The sequence below is a fragment of the Streptomyces sp. NPDC102490 genome, assembly GCF_044765285.1.
GTDB lineage: Bacteria > Actinomycetota > Actinomycetes > Streptomycetales > Streptomycetaceae > Streptomyces.
On record NZ_JBIWJU010000010.1, the window covers coordinates 91,922 to 111,288 of the forward strand.

The 19,367-nt window shown below is 72.1% G+C and carries 17 protein-coding genes; 9 read left to right on the top strand and 8 right to left on the bottom strand.

Annotation, left to right across the window (positions count from 1 at the left end):
• Positions 1-51: 51 nt before the first annotated feature.
• The 3 genes from ACIRGB_RS23555 (at position 52) to ACIRGB_RS23565 (ending at position 3,170) form a co-directional block, all read left to right on the top strand.
• Positions 52-996 (top strand): RluA family pseudouridine synthase, encoded by a 945-nt coding sequence (locus tag ACIRGB_RS23555; RefSeq protein ID WP_403868390.1) that lies wholly within the window; start codon positions 52-54, stop codon positions 994-996.
• Complete coding sequence (locus ACIRGB_RS23560; RefSeq protein ID WP_403868392.1) at positions 993-1,481, top strand: GNAT family N-acetyltransferase; 489 nt, start codon at positions 993-995, stop codon at positions 1,479-1,481. The genes ACIRGB_RS23555 and ACIRGB_RS23560 overlap by 4 nt, the downstream gene beginning before the upstream one ends.
• Before the next feature lie 102 nt (positions 1,482-1,583).
• On the top strand, positions 1,584-3,170 hold the full coding sequence (locus ACIRGB_RS23565) for a Na+/H+ antiporter (RefSeq protein WP_403868395.1): 1,587 nt from the start codon (positions 1,584-1,586) through the stop codon (positions 3,168-3,170).
• Positions 3,171-3,194: 24 nt separating this feature from the next.
• Here ACIRGB_RS23565 and ACIRGB_RS23570 read toward each other — a convergent pair whose 3' ends face one another.
• Positions 3,195-4,343, bottom strand: coding sequence for a mechanosensitive ion channel family protein (locus ACIRGB_RS23570; RefSeq protein ID WP_403868398.1), 1,149 nt, complete (start codon positions 4,341-4,343; stop codon positions 3,195-3,197).
• A 105-nt stretch (positions 4,344-4,448) separates the two neighbouring features.
• On the opposite strand from ACIRGB_RS23570, the gene ACIRGB_RS23575 reads away from it, so the two are divergent.
• Positions 4,449-5,039 carry a dienelactone hydrolase family protein gene (locus ACIRGB_RS23575; RefSeq protein ID WP_403868401.1) on the top strand — a complete coding sequence of 197 codons (591 nt, stop codon included), beginning with the start codon at positions 4,449-4,451 and terminating at the stop codon, positions 5,037-5,039.
• On the opposite strand, the gene ACIRGB_RS23580 is transcribed toward ACIRGB_RS23575, so the two are convergent.
• The 4 genes from ACIRGB_RS23580 to ACIRGB_RS23595 form a co-directional block, all read right to left on the bottom strand.
• Complete coding sequence (locus ACIRGB_RS23580) at positions 5,024-6,679, bottom strand: alkaline phosphatase D family protein (RefSeq protein ID WP_403868404.1); 1,656 nt, start codon at positions 6,677-6,679, stop codon at positions 5,024-5,026. The two genes, ACIRGB_RS23575 and ACIRGB_RS23580, sit on opposite strands and share 16 nt — an antisense overlap.
• A gap of 83 nt (positions 6,680-6,762) precedes the next feature.
• A complete protein-coding gene (locus tag ACIRGB_RS23585; RefSeq protein WP_403868407.1) occupies positions 6,763-7,563 on the bottom strand; it encodes a DsbA family protein in 801 nt (266 codons plus the stop codon).
• A 95-nt stretch (positions 7,564-7,658) separates the two neighbouring features.
• Positions 7,659-8,369 (bottom strand): hypothetical protein, encoded by a 711-nt coding sequence (locus ACIRGB_RS23590; protein WP_403868410.1) that lies wholly within the window; start codon positions 8,367-8,369, stop codon positions 7,659-7,661.
• Between the two features lie 80 nt (positions 8,370-8,449).
• A complete protein-coding gene (locus ACIRGB_RS23595; RefSeq protein WP_403868413.1) occupies positions 8,450-9,790 on the bottom strand; it encodes a DUF2252 domain-containing protein in 1,341 nt (446 codons plus the stop codon).
• Positions 9,791-9,992: 202 nt separating this feature from the next.
• Here ACIRGB_RS23595 and dnaE point away from each other — a divergent pair, with 202 nt between their 5' ends.
• On the top strand, positions 9,993-13,532 hold the full coding sequence (gene dnaE / locus ACIRGB_RS23600; RefSeq protein ID WP_403868416.1) for a DNA polymerase III subunit alpha: 3,540 nt from the start codon (positions 9,993-9,995) through the stop codon (positions 13,530-13,532).
• Positions 13,533-13,615: 83 nt separating this feature from the next.
• Here the strand turns inward: dnaE and ACIRGB_RS23605 are convergent, their stop codons facing one another.
• Positions 13,616-13,783: a hypothetical protein gene (locus ACIRGB_RS23605; RefSeq protein WP_052841490.1), complete on the bottom strand. Its 168-nt coding sequence runs from the start codon at positions 13,781-13,783 to the stop codon at positions 13,616-13,618.
• 224 nt (positions 13,784-14,007) lie between these two features.
• Here ACIRGB_RS23605 and ACIRGB_RS23610 point away from each other — a divergent pair, with 224 nt between their 5' ends.
• The 4 genes from ACIRGB_RS23610 to ACIRGB_RS23625 all read left to right on the top strand — a co-directional run bounded on the left by ACIRGB_RS23610 (position 14,008) and on the right by ACIRGB_RS23625 (position 18,035).
• Positions 14,008-15,231, top strand: a complete 1,224-nt coding sequence (locus ACIRGB_RS23610) for an NYN domain-containing protein (RefSeq protein ID WP_403868419.1) — start codon at positions 14,008-14,010, stop codon at positions 15,229-15,231.
• 146 nt (positions 15,232-15,377) lie between these two features.
• The gene (locus tag ACIRGB_RS23615) at positions 15,378-16,352 is read left to right on the top strand and encodes an ABC transporter ATP-binding protein (protein ID WP_403869100.1); all 975 of its coding nucleotides are present in this window, start codon (positions 15,378-15,380) and stop codon (positions 16,350-16,352) included.
• A gap of 107 nt (positions 16,353-16,459) precedes the next feature.
• Positions 16,460-17,284, top strand: a complete 825-nt coding sequence (locus tag ACIRGB_RS23620; protein ID WP_403868422.1) for an ABC transporter permease — start codon at positions 16,460-16,462, stop codon at positions 17,282-17,284.
• Positions 17,285-17,318: 34 nt separating this feature from the next.
• Positions 17,319-18,035, top strand: coding sequence for an AAA family ATPase (locus ACIRGB_RS23625; protein ID WP_403868425.1), 717 nt, complete (start codon positions 17,319-17,321; stop codon positions 18,033-18,035).
• A gap of 55 nt (positions 18,036-18,090) precedes the next feature.
• On the opposite strand, the gene ybaK is transcribed toward ACIRGB_RS23625, so the two are convergent.
• Both ybaK and ACIRGB_RS23635 read right to left on the bottom strand, forming a co-directional pair.
• The gene (gene ybaK / locus ACIRGB_RS23630) at positions 18,091-18,609 is read right to left on the bottom strand and encodes a Cys-tRNA(Pro) deacylase (protein WP_403868428.1); all 519 of its coding nucleotides are present in this window, start codon (positions 18,607-18,609) and stop codon (positions 18,091-18,093) included.
• A gap of 13 nt (positions 18,610-18,622) precedes the next feature.
• Entirely contained in the window at positions 18,623-19,363 is a 741-nt protein-coding gene (locus ACIRGB_RS23635; protein WP_403868431.1) for an LON peptidase substrate-binding domain-containing protein, read from the bottom strand.
• Positions 19,364-19,367 lie beyond the last annotated feature (4 nt).

The following is a 19,367-nucleotide window of genomic DNA, read 5'->3' on the forward strand; positions in this document are numbered from 1 at the left end:
GGGACTGAGCGCGCGTTCGGGAGTGTCCGGGCCGTCCGGCATACTCGACGGGTGAGCACGATTCCCGAGATCCGCACCCTGCCCGTGCCCGACGGCCTGGAGGGCGAGCGCGTCGACGCCGCCATCTCCCGCATGTTCGGCTTCTCCCGTACCAAGGCCGCGGAGCTTGCCGCGGCGGGCAAGGTGCAGGTCGACGGATCGGTGGTGGGCAAGTCCGAGCGGGTCCACGGCGGCGCCTGGCTCGAGGTCGAGATGCCGCAGGCGCCCGCGCCCGTGCAGGTGGTCGCCGAGCCCGTCGAGGGCATGGAGATCGTGCACGACGACGAGGACGTGGTCGTGATCGTCAAGCCCGTCGGCGTCGCCGCCCACCCGTCCCCGGGCTGGAACGGGCCGACGGTCATCGGCGGACTGGCCGCCGCCGGGTACCGCATCTCCACGTCCGGCGCCGCCGAGCGCCAGGGCATCGTGCACCGCCTCGACGTCGGCACCTCCGGCCTGATGACGGTCGCCAAGTCGGAGCGCGCGTACACCTCGCTCAAGCGCCAGTTCAAGGAGCGCACGGTCGACAAGCGCTACCACACGCTCGTGCAGGGCCACCCCGACCCGACCAGCGGCACCATCGACGCCCCCATCGGGCGCCACCCGCAGCACGACTACAAGTGGGCCGTCACCGCCGAGGGCAAGCCCTCCGTCACGCACTACGACCTCATCGAGGCATTCCGCGCCGCCTCCCTGCTCGACGTGAAGCTGGAGACCGGCCGCACCCACCAGATCCGCGTCCACATGGCCGCCCACCGCCATCCCTGCGTCGGCGACCTGACCTACGGCGCGGACCCCACCCTCGCCAAGCGGCTGCGGCTGACCCGCCAGTGGCTGCACGCCGTGCGGCTCGGCTTCGAGCACCCCGGCACCGGCGACTGGGTCGAGTACGCCAGCGACTACCCCGAGGACCTCCAGCAGGCCCTGGACCTGGTCCGCGAGGAGACCTACGGATGAGCACCCCGAGCCCGGCCCCGGCCGCCTACGAGGTGCGTGTCGCCGAGGACCCCGCCGACCGCGAGGCCTGCTTCGCCGTGCGCAAGGACGTCTTCGTCGCCGAGCAGAAGGTCCCCGAGGACATCGAGTACGACGCCTACGACGCCGATGCCGTGCACGTCCTGGCCCTGCGCGAGGACGGCGTGCCGCTCGGCACCGGCCGGCTGCTGCATGGCGCGGCCGCCGCCGCGAAGAACGGTGACGGCGACCCGGCCGTCGGCTCCCTGGGCCGGCTCGCGGTGACCGCCGCCGCCCGCGGACTGGGCATCGGGGCCGCGCTGGTGCGGGCCGTCGAGGACGCCGCACGCGCGCGGGGGCTCACCGCCGTGGACCTGCACGCGCAGACCCACGCCCTGGGTTTCTACGAGCGGTTGGGGTACCAGGCGTACGGACCCGAGTTCCCCGACGCCGGGATCCCCCACCGCGCGATGCGGCGCTCCCTGTAACGGGGGCGGCGCACCGGCCGGTGCGACCGGTGGCGTGGCAGGCTTGGGGTTCGCCGGGTGAACGCCCAGACCACAGCCCCTAGACCCCCCGGAGCGGTGACCGTGGATCAGCTGGCCCTGTTGTTCATGCTGTTGCTGGGGGCCCTGCTGAGCGTCCCGATCGGTGCCCGGCTCGGGCTGCCGGCGCCGGTGCTGATGACGCTCCTCGGGATCGTCCTGGCCCTGCTCGACTTCGTGCCCAACGTCGACATCCCGCCCGAACTGATCCTGCCCGGGCTGCTGCCGCCGCTGCTGTACGCCGCCGTGCGGCGCACCTCCTGGCGGCAGTTCGCGGCCAACAAACGCCCGATCTTCCTGCTGGCCGTCGCGCTGGTCCTCGTCACCATGGTCTGCGTCGCCTCCGTGGCCCACGCGATCGTGCCGGGTCTGCCGCTCGCCGCCGCCTTCGCGCTGGGCGCGCTGGTGGCGCCGCCCGACCCGGTCGCCGCGACCGCCGTCGCTGGACAACTGGGGCTGCCGCGCCGCCTGGTGTCCATCCTGGAGGGCGAGGGGCTCTTCAACGACGTGACGGCCATCGTCCTGTACCACGTGGCCATCGCCGCGGCGGTCGGCGGCTCCTTCTCGCCGTGGCGGGCCGGGTTCGACCTCGTGCTGTCCGCCGTCGTCGCCGTCGCGGTCGGGCTCGTCCTGGGCTGGGGCTCCAACAAGCTGATGAGCGTCCTCGGCGACCCGACGTTGCAGATCGGGCTGACCCTGCTGGTGCCGTTCGTGAGCTATGTCGCCGCCGACGAACTGCACGGATCGGGTGTGCTCGCCGTGCTCACCACCGCCATGTTCCTCGCCGAGTACGCCTCGGACGCCGACGACGTGATGACCCGGCTCGGCGGACACACCGTGTGGGACGTGGTCGACACCCTGGTCACCGGGGTGGCCTTCGGCCTGATCGGACTGGAACTGCACAACGCCGTCCGCACCGCCTCCGGCCGGTGGACGGAACTGCTGGGCTGGGCCGCGGCCATCCTGGTGGTGGTCGTCCTGGTCCGGCTGCTGTGGCTGCTGCCGGCCACCTGGCTGACCCAGCGGCTGCACGCCCGGCGCGACCAGGACGAGGACATCCCGACCAGCTGGCGGGAGACGGTGGTCATGTGGTGGGCGGGGATGCGGGGCGTGGCCTCGGTCGCGCTGGCCCTGGCGATCCCGCTGGAGACCGACGACGGGGCCGCCTTCCCGCACCGGGAGGAGATCGTCTTCATCGCGTTCGGGGTGATCATGGGCACGCTGCTGCTCCAGGGACTGACCCTGCCCTGGCTGGTGGGCCGGCTCGGGGTGCGGGCGGACACCGAGCGGGAGCAGGAGTTCGAGCGGGACCTGGCCCTGCGGGCGGCCAAGGCGGCCAAGCAGCGGCTCAAGGAGATCGAGTCGGTGGAGGAGCTGCCGGAGGAGCTGTCCGAGCAGATGCTGCGGCGTGCCTTCGACATCGGCGTCCGCATCAGCCCGGACCTCGGCGACGAGGAGCGGCGGGAGGCCCAGGAGCAGCGGGCGCGGCGGATCAAACGGGTCCGGCGCATCCAGGGCGAGATGCTCAGCGCCGCCCGGCACGAGGTGCTGGCCGCCCGCAGCGAGCCCGGCGCCGACCCGGAGATCGTCGACCGGGTCCTGCGCCACCTCGACGTACGCAGCCTGCGCTGACCCGCGGGCGCGGCCCCGCGCCGGTCACCGGCTCTTCGTCGGCCGTTCCGTGAAGTGCCGGGAGCCCGCCCCGGACGGGCGCCGGGAGTCCGCGTCGCGGGAGCGGCGGGCGTGCGGGAGGCCGTCGCGGGACGGGCGCGCGGCCGCGTCCGCCGTGTTGACCCGGGGCAGCGCGTAGGGGTGCTCGTCGGCCAGCCAGCGGATCATCCCCTCGCGGACCGCGACCCGCACCGTCCAGATGTCGTCCGCGTCCTTCGCCGTCACCAGGGCCCGCACCTCCATGGTGGTCGGGGTGGAGTCCGTGACGGTCAGGTTGTAGCTGCGCCCGTCCCAGGCCGGGCACTCGCGCAGCAGGTCGCGCAGCCGCTCCCGCATCGCGTCGAGCGGCGCCGCGTGGTCGAGGTGCCAGAACACGGTCCCGGTCATCTGCGGGGTGCCGCGCGACCAGTTCTCGAACGGCTTCGAGGTGAAGTACGACACCGGCATCGTGATCCGGCGCTCGTCCCAGGTGCGCACGGACAGGTACGTCAGCGTGATCTCCTCGACGGTGCCCCACTCGCCGTCCACCACGACCGTGTCGCCCATGCGCACCATGTCGCCGAAGGCGATCTGGAACCCGGCGAACAGGTTGCCCAGCGTGGACTGGGCCGCCACACCGGCGACGATGCCGATGATGCCGGCCGAGGCCAGCAGCGAGGCGCCCGCGGCGCGCATCGCCGGGAACGTCAGCAGCATCGACGACACGGCGACCACGCCGACGATCGCCGTGACCACCCGCATGATCAGCGACACCTGGGTGCGCACCCGGCGCACCCGGGCCGGGTCCCGCTCGGCGTGGGCGTGCGCGTAACGGGAGTAGGACGTCTCGACGACCGCCGCGGCGATCCGGACCACCAGCCAGGCCACCGAGCCGATCAGCGCCAGCGTCAGCGTCCGGCCGACCCCGATCCGGTGCTCGGGGAAGACCCCGGCCTCGACGTACGACCCTCTCAGCAGGCCCGCGCACAGCGCGATCTGGTAGGGCACGCGGGCCCGCCGCAGCAGCCCCCACAGGGGCGTCTCGGGGTGGCGTCCGTCGGCCTTGCGCAGCAACAGGTCGGTGGCCCAGCCGATGACCAGGGTCAGCAGCACCGAGCCGCCGACCACGATCAGCGGGCGGAGTATCGTCTCCATCCCTCGAACGTAACCGGCCGCGCGGCGTTGTGAACCTGTGACCTGTGTCCCGTGCGGGGGAACTCCGCGCGCCACCCCGTCACACCCGGCTGGCACCATGGCCTCATGAACATCGTGCTCTTTCACTCGACCCTCGGCCCGAGGCCCGCGGTGCGGCAGGCCGCCGACCGGCTGCGCGAAGCCGGGCACCAGGTGTGGACCCCGGACCTCTTCGAGGGCCGGACCTTCGACTCGGTCGAGGAGGGCATGGCCCATCAGGACGGGATCGGCCGGGAGGAGCTGCTGAAGCGGGCCGTGCTGGCCGCCGCGCCCTACTCGGAGCGGGGGCTGGTGTACGCCGGGTTCTCGCTCGGCGCCTCCATCGCCCAGACCCTCGCCCTCGGTGACCACCGGGCGCGCGGGCTGCTGCTCCTGCACGGCACCTCGGACCTCGCGCCCAACGCCTCGGTCGACGAGCTGCCGGTCCAGCTGCACGTGGCCGAGCCGGACCCCTTCGAGACCGACGACTGGCTGAGCGCCTGGTACCTCCAGATGGGCCGGATCGGCGCCGACGTCGAGGTGCACAGGTATCCCGGGGCCGGTCACCTCTACACCGACCCGGAGCTGCCCGACTACGACGCGGAGGCGGCCGAGGCCACCTGGCGGGTGGCGCTCGGCTTCCTCGAGTCCCTCCGGGAGGCTCAGACCGGGGCGTAGACGCGCTCGACGCGCTGCGTGCCGCTGCGCGTGCGGTAGGAGCGGGCCCAGGCGGAGGTGGCCGCCGCGTCGGTGCGGTCGGAGACGACGTAGTAGTCCATCTGCGCCCGGTCCGCGGTGATGTCCAGGACGCCGTAGCCGTGCCGGTCGGTGTCCACCCAGTGGACGTGCCGGTTCGCGGCCCGGATCACCGGCGCGGCGATCGCCGAGACGGTGCCCTCGGTCACCTTCACGATGTCGTCGAGGTTGTCGGAGGTCACCGACGTGACGACGAACTCGGTGGCCGCCGAGGCGGACAGCGGGTAGGTCCCGGCGTCGTACGGCACGTCGTTGGCCCACGCCATGTGGATGTCGCCGGTCAGGAACACGGTGTTGCGGATCGCGTGCGCGCGCAGGTGGGCCAGCAGCTCGCGGCGGTCGTCGGTGTAGCCGTCCCACTGGTCGGTGTTGAGGGCGATGCCCCCCTTCGGCAGCCCGAGCAGTTCGGCGAGCGGCCCGAGCAGCGAGGCGGGCAGCGAGCCGATCGCGAACGGCGAGATCATCACCGGGTTGCCGACCAGCCGCCAGGTGGCGTCGGAGGACGCAAGCTGCGACTTGAGCCAGTCGAGCTGGGCGCGGCCGGTGAGGGTGCGGTCCGGGTCGTCGACCTCGCCGTCGCCGAGCGCCACCTGCTGCGAACGGTAGGAGCGCAGGTCGAGCAGCGAGAGGTCGACGAGCTTGCCGAAGCGCAGCCGCCGGTAGGTGGTGCCGGCGATCGCCGGGCGCACCGGCATCCACTCGAAGTAGGCACGCTTGGCGGCGCTCTGCCGCTCCGCCCAGCTCCCCTCGGCGCCCTCGGTGTGGTTCTCGGCGCCGCCCGACCAGGTGTCGTTGGCGATCTCGTGATCGTCCCAGATGGCCACCACCGGCGCGGTGGCGTGCAGCGCCTGGAGGTCGGGGTCGGTCTTGTAACGGCCGTGCCGGATGCGGTAGTCGGCGAGGGTGAGGATCTCGTGGGCCGGGGCGTGCGGGCGCACGACGGTGTCGCGGGTGCCGTACTCGCCGGTGCCGTACTCGTAGATGTAGTCGCCCAGGTGCAGCCAGGCGTCCAGGTCGCCGCGGGCCGCGAGATGGCGGTACGAGGAGAAGTACCCGGCCTCCCAGTTGGCACAGGAGACCACGCCGAAGCGCAGGCCGGTGACGGCCGCGTCGTGCGCGGGGGCGGTGCGGGTGCGGGCGACGGGGGAGTCGGTGGGGCCCGCGGAGAAGCGGAACCAGTAGTCCGTGGCGGGCGCGAGGCCGCGGACGTCCGCCTTGACGGTGTGGTCGGAGGCGGCCGTCGCGGTGACGGAGCCCTTGGCGACCACGTGGGTGAGGGCCTTGTCCGTGGCGACGACCCAGCTCACCTCGGTGTCCGGACCGGCACCGGAGCCGGGTATGGCCTCGGGCGTCGGGGTCACCCGGGTCCACAGCAGGACGCCGTCGGGCAGCGGATCGCCGGAGGCGACGCCGTGCAGGAAGGCGGGGGCCGCGTCGGCCGCGCCGGCGGGCAGCGCCGCGGCGAGCGGGGCGGCCAGGACCGCACCGGCCGCCGCGGCCTTGACGACCGTACGGCGGCTCGGGGTGCGGGAGTTCTCAAAGGCTCTGTGTCGACTGGTCACGGCCGATCAGGTTACTGATCGGTACCCGCGCGGGTGGGCGAACGCGCAAAAGTTCGCCCACCCGTCAGACGACGATCACCGGGTCACTTGGTGACGCCCGCGTCCTTCAGCGCCTTCTGCCACGCGTCGGGCGTGCTCGGGGTCTCGATCACCTTGTCGTCGATCTTGATGGTCGGGGTCGACTGGACGCCCTCGGCCTTGTCGAAGGACTTGCTCATCCGCATCGCCCAGGCGTCGTAGGTGCCCTTCTCCACGGCGTCCTGGAACTTCTTGTTGTTCTTCAGGGCGTCGACCGTGTCCGCCACCTTGATCAGGTAGTCGTCCTTGGCGAACTCGTCGCTCGACTCCTCCGGGTGGTACTTGGTGGAGTACAGCGCGGTCTTGTAGTCGACGAACGCCTCGGGGCTGACGTTCAGCGCGGCGCCGAGCGCGCTCAGTGCGTTCTTCGAACCCTCGCCGCCCAGGTTGCCGTCGAGGAAGGTGCCGATGGTGAAGGACAGCTTGTAGTCGCCGTCCTGCATGCCCTTGTTGACGGTCTCGCCGATGCTCTGCTCCATCGCCGCGCAGCCCGGGCAGCGCGGGTCCTCGTAGAGGTGGACGACGTGGTCGGACGTGGACTTGCCCATGACGACGGTGGTGCCGTCCTTGCCCGAGGTGTTGGCCGGGGCCACCACCTTGGCCTCGGCGGCCTTGTCCCAGCCGCTCGGCTTGTTGCCCTGCACGACGGCGTAGCTGATGCCGCCGGCTATCGCCAGCACGCCGACGATGGAGGCGGCCACGATGACCTGCCGCCTGACCTTGTCGCGCTTGGCCTGGCGCTCGCGCTCCTGGCGCAGACGCTCACGGGCCGCCGTCTTCGCCGCCTGGCTGTTCCGCTTGCTCATGATGGTGATCTCTCCGGGGACGCGCACACGGGAGTGTGCGGAGTGCGTATGGGGGACTGCGTGCTCGGTGGTCCTGGTGCGGCCCGGGTGCCGGGTCACACGAGGGCGGTCACCGGGTACGGCGGTCCGCGTCGTCCCAGGGAGTGGGTGAGGATCCGCTCGCGGGCGCCGGCGGCACGGCGGGCCGGGGGAGCCGGGCGGCGCACCGCAGGGGCCCGGCGTACGCGCACGGCCGCGACGGCGAGCAGCAGGGGCCGGAAGGTGGTCGCGGCCACCGCGCCGAGCAGCTGGCCCAGCGCCCGCTCGCCGCGCCGCAGCCAGGCCGCCGCGAGCAGCCCGACCCCGACGTGCGCGGCAAGCAGCAGCCAGGCGGTGCCGGGGGCGGCCTGCGCCAGCACCGACGCCATCCGGTCGGTCTCCGCCCCGGTCACCCGGGTCAGCGGCGCCGTCACCCCGGCGTGGAGGCCGGTCCCGTCGCCGCACAGCACGTCGAAGCCGACCGAGCGCAGCGGGCCCGCGACCGGGCCGCCCGCCCGGCCGTAGCAGACGTGCTGGCCGGTGGTGAAGACCGTGTCGGCGGCCAGCTCCAGCGGGATCAGCAGGGCGGCGATCCGCCCGAAGCCGCGCTCGCGCCGCCCGGCCAGGGCGTACGCGATCAGGAACACGGCGGCGGCGACCGCGGCCACCGTGGGCAGCGGCAGCGGAACCCCGGACAGCAGCACGTGCGACGCGGTGCTGAGGGTCACGGCGAGGGCCGTGAACAGCGCCGCGCGTACGGCTCTGAGCGGGGTTCCGGATATGTCCATAGCAGTAGAAGAGTGTGTCACGGGGTCCGGTAAGGGACCCCTAAAGGGTTCCTGTGAGCCTACCGACAGACGCGGGCCCGCTACAGGCCCGGGATCCGGCCGTTGCGGAACAGGTCGACGAAGGTCTGGTGGTCGGCACGCGCGCGGGCGCCGTAGCGGTGCGCGAAGTCGACCAGCAGCGGCGCGAAGCCCTCCTCGTCGGCCGCGATCGCCGCGTCGATGGCCCGCTCGGTGGAGAACGGCACCAGGGACTCCCCGGACTGGTCGTCGGCCGCCGCGTGCATGGTCGCGGTGGCCCGGCCCAGGTCGGCGACGACCTCGGCGATCTCCTCCGGGTCGTCGATGTCGCCCCAGTCCAGGTCGACGGCGTACGGCGAGACCTCGGCGACCAGCTGCCCGGCGCCGTCCAGCTCGGTCCAGCCCAGCCACGGGTCGGCGTGCGCCTGGAGGGCGCGCTGGGAGATCACCGTGCGGTGGCCCTCGTGCTGGAAGTAGTCCCGGATCGCCTGGTCGGTGATGTGCCGGGAGACGGCCGGGGTCTGGGCCTGCTTGATGTAGATCACGACGTCGTTCTCCAGGGCGTCGCTGTTGCCCTCCAGCAGGATGTTGTACGAGGGCAGGCCGGCCGAGCCGATGCCGATGCCCCGGCGGCCGACGACGTCCTTGACGCGGTAGGAGTCCGGGCGGGTCAGGGAGGACTCGGGGAGCGTCTCCAGGTAGCCGTCGAAGGCCGCGAGCACCTTGTAGCGCGTGGCGGCGTCCAGCTCGACGGAACCGCCGCCGGGGGCGAAGCGGCGCTCGAAGTCCCGGATCTCGGTCATCGAGTCCAGCAGCCCGAAGCGGGTCAGCGAGCGGGCCACCCGCAGCGCGCCCAGCAGCGGGCCCTCCGCGGTGTCCAGCGTGAAGGGCGGCACCTCGTCGCTCTTGGCCCCGGTGGCCAGGGCGCGGATCCGCTCGCGGTACGCGCCCGCGTACACCCGCACCAGCTCGGTGATCTGCTCGTCGCTGAGCGCCTTCGCGTACCCGATCAGCGCGACGGAGGCGGCGAAGCGCTTGAGGTCCCAGGTGAAGGGGCCGACGTAGGCCTCGTCGAAGTCGTTGACGTTGAAGATCAGCCGGCCGGTGGAGTCCATGTACGTGCCGAAGTTCTCCGCGTGGAGGTCGCCGTGGATCCACACCCGGGAGGTCCGCTCGTCCAGATAGGCGCCGCCGGGCTGGTCACCGAACTCCGGGTCCTCGGTCAAATCGCGGTAAAAGAGACCGGCGGCGCCGCGGTAGAAGGCGAAGGCGGAGGCGGCCATCTTCCGGAACTTCACGCGGAAGGCGGCGGGGTCCGCGGCCAGCAGCTGGCCGAAGGCGGTGTCGAAGACGGCGAGGATCTCCTCACCGCGGTGCTCCTCGTTGAGCTGCGGGACCGACATGCCTGGTGCCTCCTGGTGCGGGTGGTTCCTCACGGATGGAGCGGATCTCCACTGGGGCCAACGTGCGAGCCGGAGTGGGAGTGCCCGCCCCAGAAGGTACGCGTGGTGGCCCTCGGAGTGTCAGTCGCGAGGCATAGACTTCGACGCTGACCCCCCGGATCGACCGCCGTCAGTCGTCCCCAGTTTTCCCAGGAGGCCGCACGTGTCCAAGCCGCCGTTCACGCACCTGCACGTCCACACCCAGTACTCGCTGCTGGACGGTGCCGCGCGGCTCAAGGACATGTTCAACGCCTGCAACGAGATGGGCATGACGCACATCGCCATGTCCGACCACGGCAACCTGCACGGGGCGTACGACTTCTTCCACTCCGCGAAGAAGGCCGGAGTCACCCCGATCATCGGCATCGAGGCGTACGTCGCCCCCGAGTCCCGGCGCAACAAGCGCAAGATCCAGTGGGGCCAGCCGCATCAGAAGCGGGACGACGTGTCCGGTTCGGGTGGTTACACCCACAAGACCATGTGGGCGACGAACAGCACCGGCCTGCACAACCTCTTCCGCCTCTCCTCCGACGCGTACGCCGAGGGCTGGCTGCAGAAGTGGCCGCGGATGGACAAGGAGACCATCAGCCAGTGGTCCGAGGGCATCGTCGCCTCCACCGGCTGCCCCTCCGGCGAGGTGCAGACCCGGCTGCGCCTCGGCCACTTCGACGAGGCCCTCAAGGCCGCCGCCGACTACCAGGACATCTTCGGCAAGGACCGCTACTTCCTGGAGCTGATGGACCACGGCATCGAGATCGAGCACCGGGTCCGCGACGGACTCCTCGAGATCGGCAAGAAGCTCGGCATCCCGCCGCTGGTCACCAACGACTCGCACTACACCTACGCGCACGAGGCGACCGCCCACGACGCCCTGCTGTGCATCCAGACCGGCAAGAACCTCTCCGACCCGGACCGCTTCCGCTTCGACGGCACCGGCTACTACCTGAAGTCCACGGACGAGATGTACGCCATCGACTCCTCGGACGCCTGGCAGGAGGGCTGCGCCAACACGCTCCTGGTCGCGGAGATGGTCGACACCACCGGCATGTTCGAGAAGCGCGACCTCATGCCGAAGTTCGACATCCCCGAGGGCTACACCGAGATCACCTGGTTCCAGGAGGAGGTCCGCCGGGGCATGGCACGCCGCTTCCCGGGCGGCGTCCCCGAGGACCGCCAGAAGCAGGCCGAGTACGAGATGGACGTCATCATCCAGATGGGGTTCCCGGGCTACTTCCTCGTGGTCGCCGACTTCATCATGTGGGCCAAGAACCAGGGCATCGCGGTCGGCCCCGGCCGAGGCTCCGCGGCCGGTTCGATCGTGGCGTACGCGATGGGCATCACCGACCTCGACCCGATCCCGCACGGCCTGATCTTCGAGCGCTTCCTCAACCCCGAGCGCGTCTCCATGCCCGACGTCGACATCGACTTCGACGAGCGCAGGCGCGTCGAGGTGATCAGGTACGTGACCGAGAAGTACGGCGCCGACAAGGTCGCCATGATCGGCACCTACGGCAAGATCAAGGCGAAGAACGCCATCAAGGACTCCGCGCGCGTCCTCGGCTACCCGTACGCGATGGGCGACCGGCTCACCAAGGCCATGCCCGCCGACGTCCTCGGCAAGGGCATCGACCTCAACGGCATCACGGACCCGACGCACCCGCGTTACAGCGAGGCCGGCGAGATCCGCTCGATGTACGAGAACGAGCCGGACGTGAAGAAGGTCATCGACACCGCCAAGGGCGTCGAGGGCCTGGTCCGGCAGATGGGCGTGCACGCGGCCGGCGTGATCATGTCCAGCGAGCCCATCGTCGACCACGCCCCGATCTGGGTGCGGCACACCGACGGCGTGACCATCACCCAGTGGGACTACCCGCAGTGCGAGTCGCTCGGCCTGCTGAAGATGGACTTCCTCGGCCTGCGCAACCTCACGATCATGGACGACGCCGTCAAGATGGTGAAGTCCAACAAGGGCATCGACCTCGACCTCCTGTCGCTGCCGCTGGACGACCCCAAGACCTTCGAACTGCTCCAGCGCGGCGACACGCTCGGCGTCTTCCAGTTCGACGGCGGCCCGATGCGCTCCCTGCTGCGGCTGATGAAGCCCGACAACTTCGAGGACATCTCCGCCGTCTCCGCGCTCTACCGCCCCGGCCCCATGGGCATGGACTCGCACACCAACTACGCGCTGCGCAAGAACGGCCTCCAGGAGATCACGCCGATCCACAAGGAGCTGGAGGAGCCCCTCCAGGAGGTCCTCGCGGTCACCTACGGCCTGATCGTCTACCAGGAGCAGGTGCAGAAGGCCGCCCAGATCATCGCGGGCTACTCGCTCGGCGAGGCCGACATCCTGCGCCGCGTGATGGGCAAGAAGAAGCCCGACGAACTGGCGAAGAACTTCGTCCTCTTCCAGGCCGGAGCCCGGAAGAACGGCTACAGCGACGAGGCCATCCAGGCCCTGTGGGACGTGCTGGTCCCCTTCGCCGGCTACGCCTTCAACAAGGCGCACTCGGCCGCCTACGGCCTGGTCTCGTACTGGACCGGTTATCTGAAGGCGAACTACCCGGCCGAGTACATGGCCGCCCTGCTCACCTCGGTCAAGGACGACAAGGACAAGTCGGCCGTCTACCTGAACGAGTGCCGGCGCATGGGCATCAAGGTGCTGCCGCCCAACGTCAACGAGTCCATGTCGAACTTCGCCGCGCAGGGCGACGACGTGATCCTCTTCGGCCTCTCCGCGGTGCGCAACGTCGGCACCAACGTGGTCGAGTCGATCATCAAGTGCCGCAAGGCCAAGGGGAAGTACGCGTCCTTCCCCGACTACCTGGACAAGGTGGAGGCGGTCGTCTGCAACAAGCGGACGACGGAATCGCTGATCAAGGCCGGCGCCTTCGACGAGATGGGGCACACCCGCAAGGGCCTCACCGCGCAGTACGAACCGATGATCGACAACGTGGTCGCGGTCAAGCGCAAGGAGGCCGAGGGGCAGTTCGACCTCTTCGGCGGCATGGGCGACGAGCAGAACGACGAGCCGGGCTTCGGACTCGACGTGGTCTTCGGCGAGGACGAGTGGGACAAGACCTACCTCCTCGCCCAGGAGCGGGAGATGCTCGGTCTCTACGTCTCCGACCACCCGCTCTTCGGCCTGGAGCACGTGCTGTCCGACAAGGCGGACGCGGGCATCTCCCAGCTCACCGGCGGGGACTTCGGCGACGGCGCGGTCGTCACCATCGGCGGCATCATCTCCGGCCTCCAGCGCAAGATGACCAAGCAGGGCAACGCCTGGGCCATCGCCACCGTCGAGGACCTCGCCGGCTCGTTGGAGTGCATGTTCTTCCCGGCGACGTACCAGCTGGTGTCCACGCAACTGGTCGAGGACGCCGTGGTGTTCGTCAAGGGACGCCTCGACAAGCGGGAGGACGTGCCGCGGCTGGTCGCGATGGAGCTGATGGTTCCCGACCTGTCCAACGCGGGCACCAACGCGCCCGTCGTCCTCACCATCCCGGCGACCCGCGTCACCCCGCCGATGGTCAGCAGGCTCGGGGAGATCCTGACCCACCACCGGGGCGACAGCGAGGTGCGGATCAAGCTCCAGGGGCCCACGAAGACGACGGTGCTGCGCCTGGACCGGCACCGGGTGAAGCCCGACCCGGCGCTGTTCGGCGACCTGAAGGTGCTGCTCGGGCCGTCCTGCCTGGCGGGCTGAGCGGACAGACGCGCGAGGGGCGCCCCCGGTTGCCGGGTGCGCCCCTCGTCGTGCGGGGGCCGCGACGGCCCGTACCGCGGGTGTCAGTTGTGGCCGAAGCGCTTCTGCCGCTTGCGGGAGGCCGCGTCGCCGGGCGTCGTCAGCTGCGGGGAGTGCTGCTCCTCGCGGTCCAGCACGGCCGACTCGGCGGCCTGCGGGGAGCGCTCGGCCTGGGGCTGCTTACGATCACGGTTGTTCTTGTTCTTGGCCATGGTGATCTACCTCCTGAGGGGGATCTGGGGGCCAGGTCCTGCCTCAGATTCACATAGCCCAACAAAGAACGCATATCGGGCAATTACCGTCCGTGACGCGGTGCGGCGGGGCGCGGGGCGCCGAAACGCCACGCCGAAGATCGAGTTCGGGCCGTTAACCTCCGTGCGGTCGGGCAGACTCGAAGGAAGCCCGAAGCAAACCTCCCGGAAAGAGGGTGGATCGCGTGGACCGCTGCATCGTCCTGGTGGATGCCGGGTATCTGCTGGGGGCCGCCGCGAGTCTCCTTGCGGGAGAACCCTCGCGTTCGCGCATCACCGTCGACCACGCCGCCCTCATCCAGGGGTTGCGCGACCGTGCCGAGTCCGACACGCAGCAGCCCCTGCTGCGCATCTACTGGTTCGACGGCGCCCCCGACCGCGTCCCGCAGCCCGAGCACCGGCGGCTGCGCGTGATGCCCCGGGTCACCGTCCGGCTGGGCGCCCTCACGCGCAGTGACGGGCGCTGGGCGCAGAAGGGCGTGGACGCCGCCATGCACGCCGAGCTGACCGAGCTGGCCCGCAACCGCGCCTGCTCCGACGTCGTCCTGGTGACCGGCGACGGCGACCTGCTGCCCGGCATGATGGCCGCCAAGGAACACGGCGTCGCCGTCCACCTGTGGGCCGTACAGGCCGCCGACGGCGACTACAACCAGTCCGAGGACCTGGTCGCCGAGGCCGACGAGCGCCGCGTCCTCGACCGTACGTGGATCACGAAGGCCGTACGCGCCAAGGAGCTCGGCGGCATCTGCGCGCCGCCGCCCGTGCCCCGCCCGGAGATCGCCGCGATCCTCTCCGCGCCGCTGCCCGAGTCCGCCCTCTCCGCCGCTCTGCGGCCCGCCGAGACGCCCGAGCACCCCACCACGTCCGCCGCAGGGCCCGCGGGGCAGGGCGGCACCGACGAGCGGGTACCGCCCGCCAAGGGCGTCCCCACCCCCAAGGACCTCGCCGCCCTGCGCGCCCCCGGCGCCCAGACCGCCGCCCCGCAGCCGGCCAACGCCACCCTGCGCTGGTCCTCCGACAAGGGCTGGGTGGACCGGCCCGTCGCCGAGCCCTCCGAGGCCGCCTCGCTGCCGACGCTGGCCCAGCTCACCACCGCCGAGCAGCGCTGGGCCGACCGCGAGGAGGACATCACCACGGTCGGCGGCGACCCGTACGAGGTGGGGCAGGTCTTCGCCCGGCGCTGGCTCGAACGCCTCGGCGACCACGGCCACCTGCAGAAACTCTCCGGGATGTACCCGCGCATCCCGCACCGCGTCGACGGCGAGCTGCTGCGCTACGCGGCCCGCTTCGGGCTGCTCGCGCACAAGGACGACCAGATCGACGAGCACGACCGGTACGCCATCCGGGCGGGGTTCTGGCGCGAGATCGACGTGCGCACGGCGACCGAACGCACGCCCGCCGCGGACTGAGACACCCCGGCGCTCCCGGCCGGACCGACACCTGCTGAATCGACACTTATGGGCGGACCCGGGAGCGGGCCGGGGGGACCGACCCCGTAGTCTCCTCCCTTGTGAGTACGCGCGCGGCACAGGCACCTGGACCCGGTGGCGATGCCGTGTGCGTGGTGCGCGCGCTGACCAAGACCTATCCGGCCGTGCGCGGCAGGCGCGGCGCGCCCGCCACTCCCGAGGTGCGGGCCACCGACGACGTCACCCTGGACATCCGCCGCGGTGAGATCTTCGGGCTGCTCGGACCCAACGGCGCCGGCAAGTCCACCCTGGTGCGCCAGCTCACCGGGCTGATGCGGCCCGACGGCGGCAGCGTGGAGATCCTCGGCCACGACATCGTGCGCCACCCCGAGCGGGCCGCGCGGATCCTCGCCTACCTGGGGCAGGAGTCCAGCGCCCTGGACGAGCTGACCGTGTCGCTCGCCGCCGAGACCACCGGGCGGCTGCGCGGCCTGGAGGTGCGCCGGGCGCGCGCGGAGCGGGACGCCGTGCTGGAGGAGCTGGGCCTGACCGGGCTCGCCGCCCGCCCGATCAAGAAGCTCTCCGGCGGTCAGCGCCGCCTGGCCTGCTTCGCCGCCGCCCTGGTGGGCCGGCGGCCGCTGCTCGTCCTGGACGAGCCGACCACCGGCATGGACCCGGTGGCCCGGCGCGCGGTGTGGTCGGCCGTCGACCGGCGGCGCGCCGAACACGGCGCCACCGTGCTGCTCGTCACCCACAACGTCATCGAGGCCGAGACCGTGCTCGACCGGGTCGCCGTCCTCGACCGGGGACGCGTGATCGCCTGCGACACGCCCTCCGGGCTCAAGGAGAAGGTCGCCGGAGAGGTCCGCGTCGACCTGGTGTGGCGGGAGAGCGCGCCGCTGCACGTCCCGGAGGTCGCCGCCCTGCGCGACCGCGTCGTCGCGTCGGGGCGCCGCTGGACGCTGCGGCTCGCCCCCGAGGAGGCCCGCGCGGTCGTCGCCACCGTCACCGGCGGTGCCGCCTTCGCCGCCCTGGACGACTTCACCCTGGCCACGCCCAGCCTGGAGGACGTGTACCTGGCGCTGGGCGGCGCCGCGCGGCAGGGGCTGGTGAGGGCGTGAGCACGCGAGCGGTGAGAACACCGGCCGCCGCATCCGTACCCGTCGGGGCGAGCGTCCCCGCGGGGGCGACCGCTTCGAACGACCCGAGCGAAGGGGAGCTGCGCGACGTGAGTGTCGTACCCGCCGATGCCCTGCGAGGTGCCGCCCGGGCAGCCGAGGGGCAGCGCGTGGCCGGCCCGGCCGAGCTGGCGCCCAGGGCACGGCTGTGGCCCTCCCTGGTGGCCGTGTACCGGGCGCAGCTGTCCCGGGCGCGGGTCGCGCGCATCCCGCTGCTGTTCGTGGCGACCTTCCAGTCGGTCGGCATCATGATCCTGATGCGCGGCGTCGTGGACGGCGGCGGCGAGGCACGCGCCGTGGTCGCCGGGTCCGCGGTGCTCGTCGTGGCCTTCGTCGCGCTGAACCTCCTCGCCCAGTACTTCGGCCAGCTGCGCGCCAGCGGCGGCCTCGACCACTACGCGACGCTGCCGGTGCCGCCCGCCGCGGTGGTGCTGGGCGCGGCGGGCGCCTACGCGTCCTTCACCGTGCCCGGGACCGTGGTGACGGCGGTGTTCGGGTGCCTGCTGTTCGGGCTGCCGATGACCCATCTGTGGGTGCTGGTGGCCGTGATCCCGCTGGCGGGCGCCGCCCTCGCCGGACTCGGCGCGGCGCTGGGCCTGCTCGCCCCCCGGCCCGAGTTCGCCACCCTCCTCGGCCAGCTCGGCATGTCGGCGGCGCTGCTGCTCGGCGTGCTGCCGCCCGAGCGGTTGCCGCAGGTGGTCCGCCTGGCCCGGGACCTGCTGCCGTCCACGTACGGCGTGGAGGCATTCGCGCGCACGTTCGGCGAGCGGCCCGACTGGGGCTTCGTCCTCGGCGACCTCGCGGTGTGCGCCGCGGTCGGGGTGCTCTCGCTGGCCGTGGCGACCTGGGCGTACCGCCGGGCCGCCGTCCGGTGACGCGCCGCACAGGCGGGTTTGGCACGATGGCACGGTGACCGCACCCTTGACTCCGCCACCGCCGCCGAACGAACGCTCGTCGTACCAGGGCGGGCCGGTGCCGCAGCCCGTCGGCGCACACGCGGTGGGAGCCGCGCCCGGCGGTTCCCACGACCCTGACGGCAGGTACGGCGAACAGGACGGCCCCGGGATGCTGACTGAAGTGCGACAGGCCGCCGTGACCGCGGTGGCGGTCGCGCTCTCCGGTGCGCTGCTGGGCGTGCTGTGGTGGAAGCTGGCACCGAGCGTGCCGCTGGTGGGCGAAGTGCTCAACGGCCGATGGATCGTCTATCTCAAGGACTCCGAGGGCGAGCAGGCGATCGGCGTCGACGGAACGTTCACGCTGCTCGCGCTGGCGTTCGGGGCGCTCAGCGCGGTCGTGGTCTTCCTGCTGCGGCGGCGCGGGGGCGTGCCGCTGGTGGTGGCCCTCGGCGCCGGCGGGCTGCTCGGGTCGCTGCTGGCCTGGCGGCTCGGCGTGTGGCTCGGGCCGACGCAGGACGTGATCGCGCACGCCAAGGACGTGGGCAAGGGGGTGACCTTCCCCGCCCCGCTCAAGCTGGGCGCGAAGGGTGCGCTGCTGGCCTGGTCGCTGGCGGCGCTGGTGGTCCACCTGGGGCTGACCGGCCTGTTCGGGCCGCGGGACCCGGAGCCCGACCCCTGGCCGGCACCGGGGCAGTACCCGTCGGCACCGTACGGGGACAAGCCGGCCTAGGCCGGGCGGCGGCCGTGGCTGGCCCTGCCCTTCCGGGCCCGCCGGCCTGTCGGGATCAGGCGCGTCCGACCGGCGCCAGGACCGCGCCCGTGAGCTGGGCCAGGTCGTCGGGGGACAGCTCGACCTCCAGGCCGCGGCGGCCCGCCGAGACGCAGATCGTGGCGTGCTCCGAGGCCGACGCGTCCAGGACCGTCGCCAGCCGCTTGCGCTGGCCCAGCGGGGAGATGCCGCCGCGCACATAGCCCGTGGTGCGCTCGGCCAGGGCCGGGTCGGCCATCGCCGCGCGCTTGCCGCCCACCGCCGCCGCCAGCGCCTTGAGGTCCAGCTGGCCCGCCACCGGCACCACCGCGACCGTCAGGGCGCCGTCGACGTCCGCGACCAGGGTCTTGAACACCCGCTCCGGCGAGACGCCCATCGCCTCGGCCGCCTCCTCGCCGTAGGACGGGTGGGCCGGGTCGTGCTCGTAGGCGTGGACGGTGTACGTCACCCCGGCCGCCGTGAGCGCCACCGTCGCGGGCGTGCCGCCGGACTGCTGCTTCTTCGTCTTGCTCGGCTTGTTCGGCTTCTTCGCCATGCGGGCTAGTACCTCAGTTGAGACTCGTCGGGCCGCGCGTCAGGTCCGACGCCGGCAGGGACGGCAGCGTACGGATGATGGAGGTCTCCGAGCGAAGGAGTTTCAGCTCGTCCCGCAGCCGCGAGGCGGTGTCCGGGGCTTGGAGCAGGCGCTGCTTCGTCGGCGTGTCCAGCATCATCGCGGCGGCGACCAGGTACGAGACCACCCCCGGTTCGTCCGGCAGGTCGGAGCCGGTCGCCAGCGACCGCTCGCGCGCCCCCGCCAGCCGCTTCTGGTACTGCCGGAAGGACCGCAGCACGCCCTCCGCCAGGGCGCCCGCCTCGTCGCCGGGCTCCTCGGGCAGCGGGTCCAGCTCGGCCGTCAGGAACGGGCCCGACGTCTCCACCGACAGCAGCCGCATCCGGGTCGTGCCGGTCGCCAGCACCTCGAAGGTGCCGTCGGCCCGCTCGCGGATCGTCGCCGCGTCCGCGACGCAGCCCACCTTGTGGAACGCCTTGAGCGGGTCGGTCCCGAACCCGGCCGCCGGCCCGCGTTCCACGGCGGCCGTCGGGTCGGGCAGGCCGGGGGCGGTCTGGGCCACCTCGTAGCCGTCGCGGATCGCCACGACGGCGAACCGGCGTGGTTCGTCCTCGGGAGTCTTCAGCAACTCGCGCATCATGGCGCGATAACGCTCCTCGAAGATGTTGAGCGGGAGCACCAGCCCCGGGAAGAGGACCGAGTTCAGGGGGAAGAGGGGGAGCCGGACGGTGGTCACGACG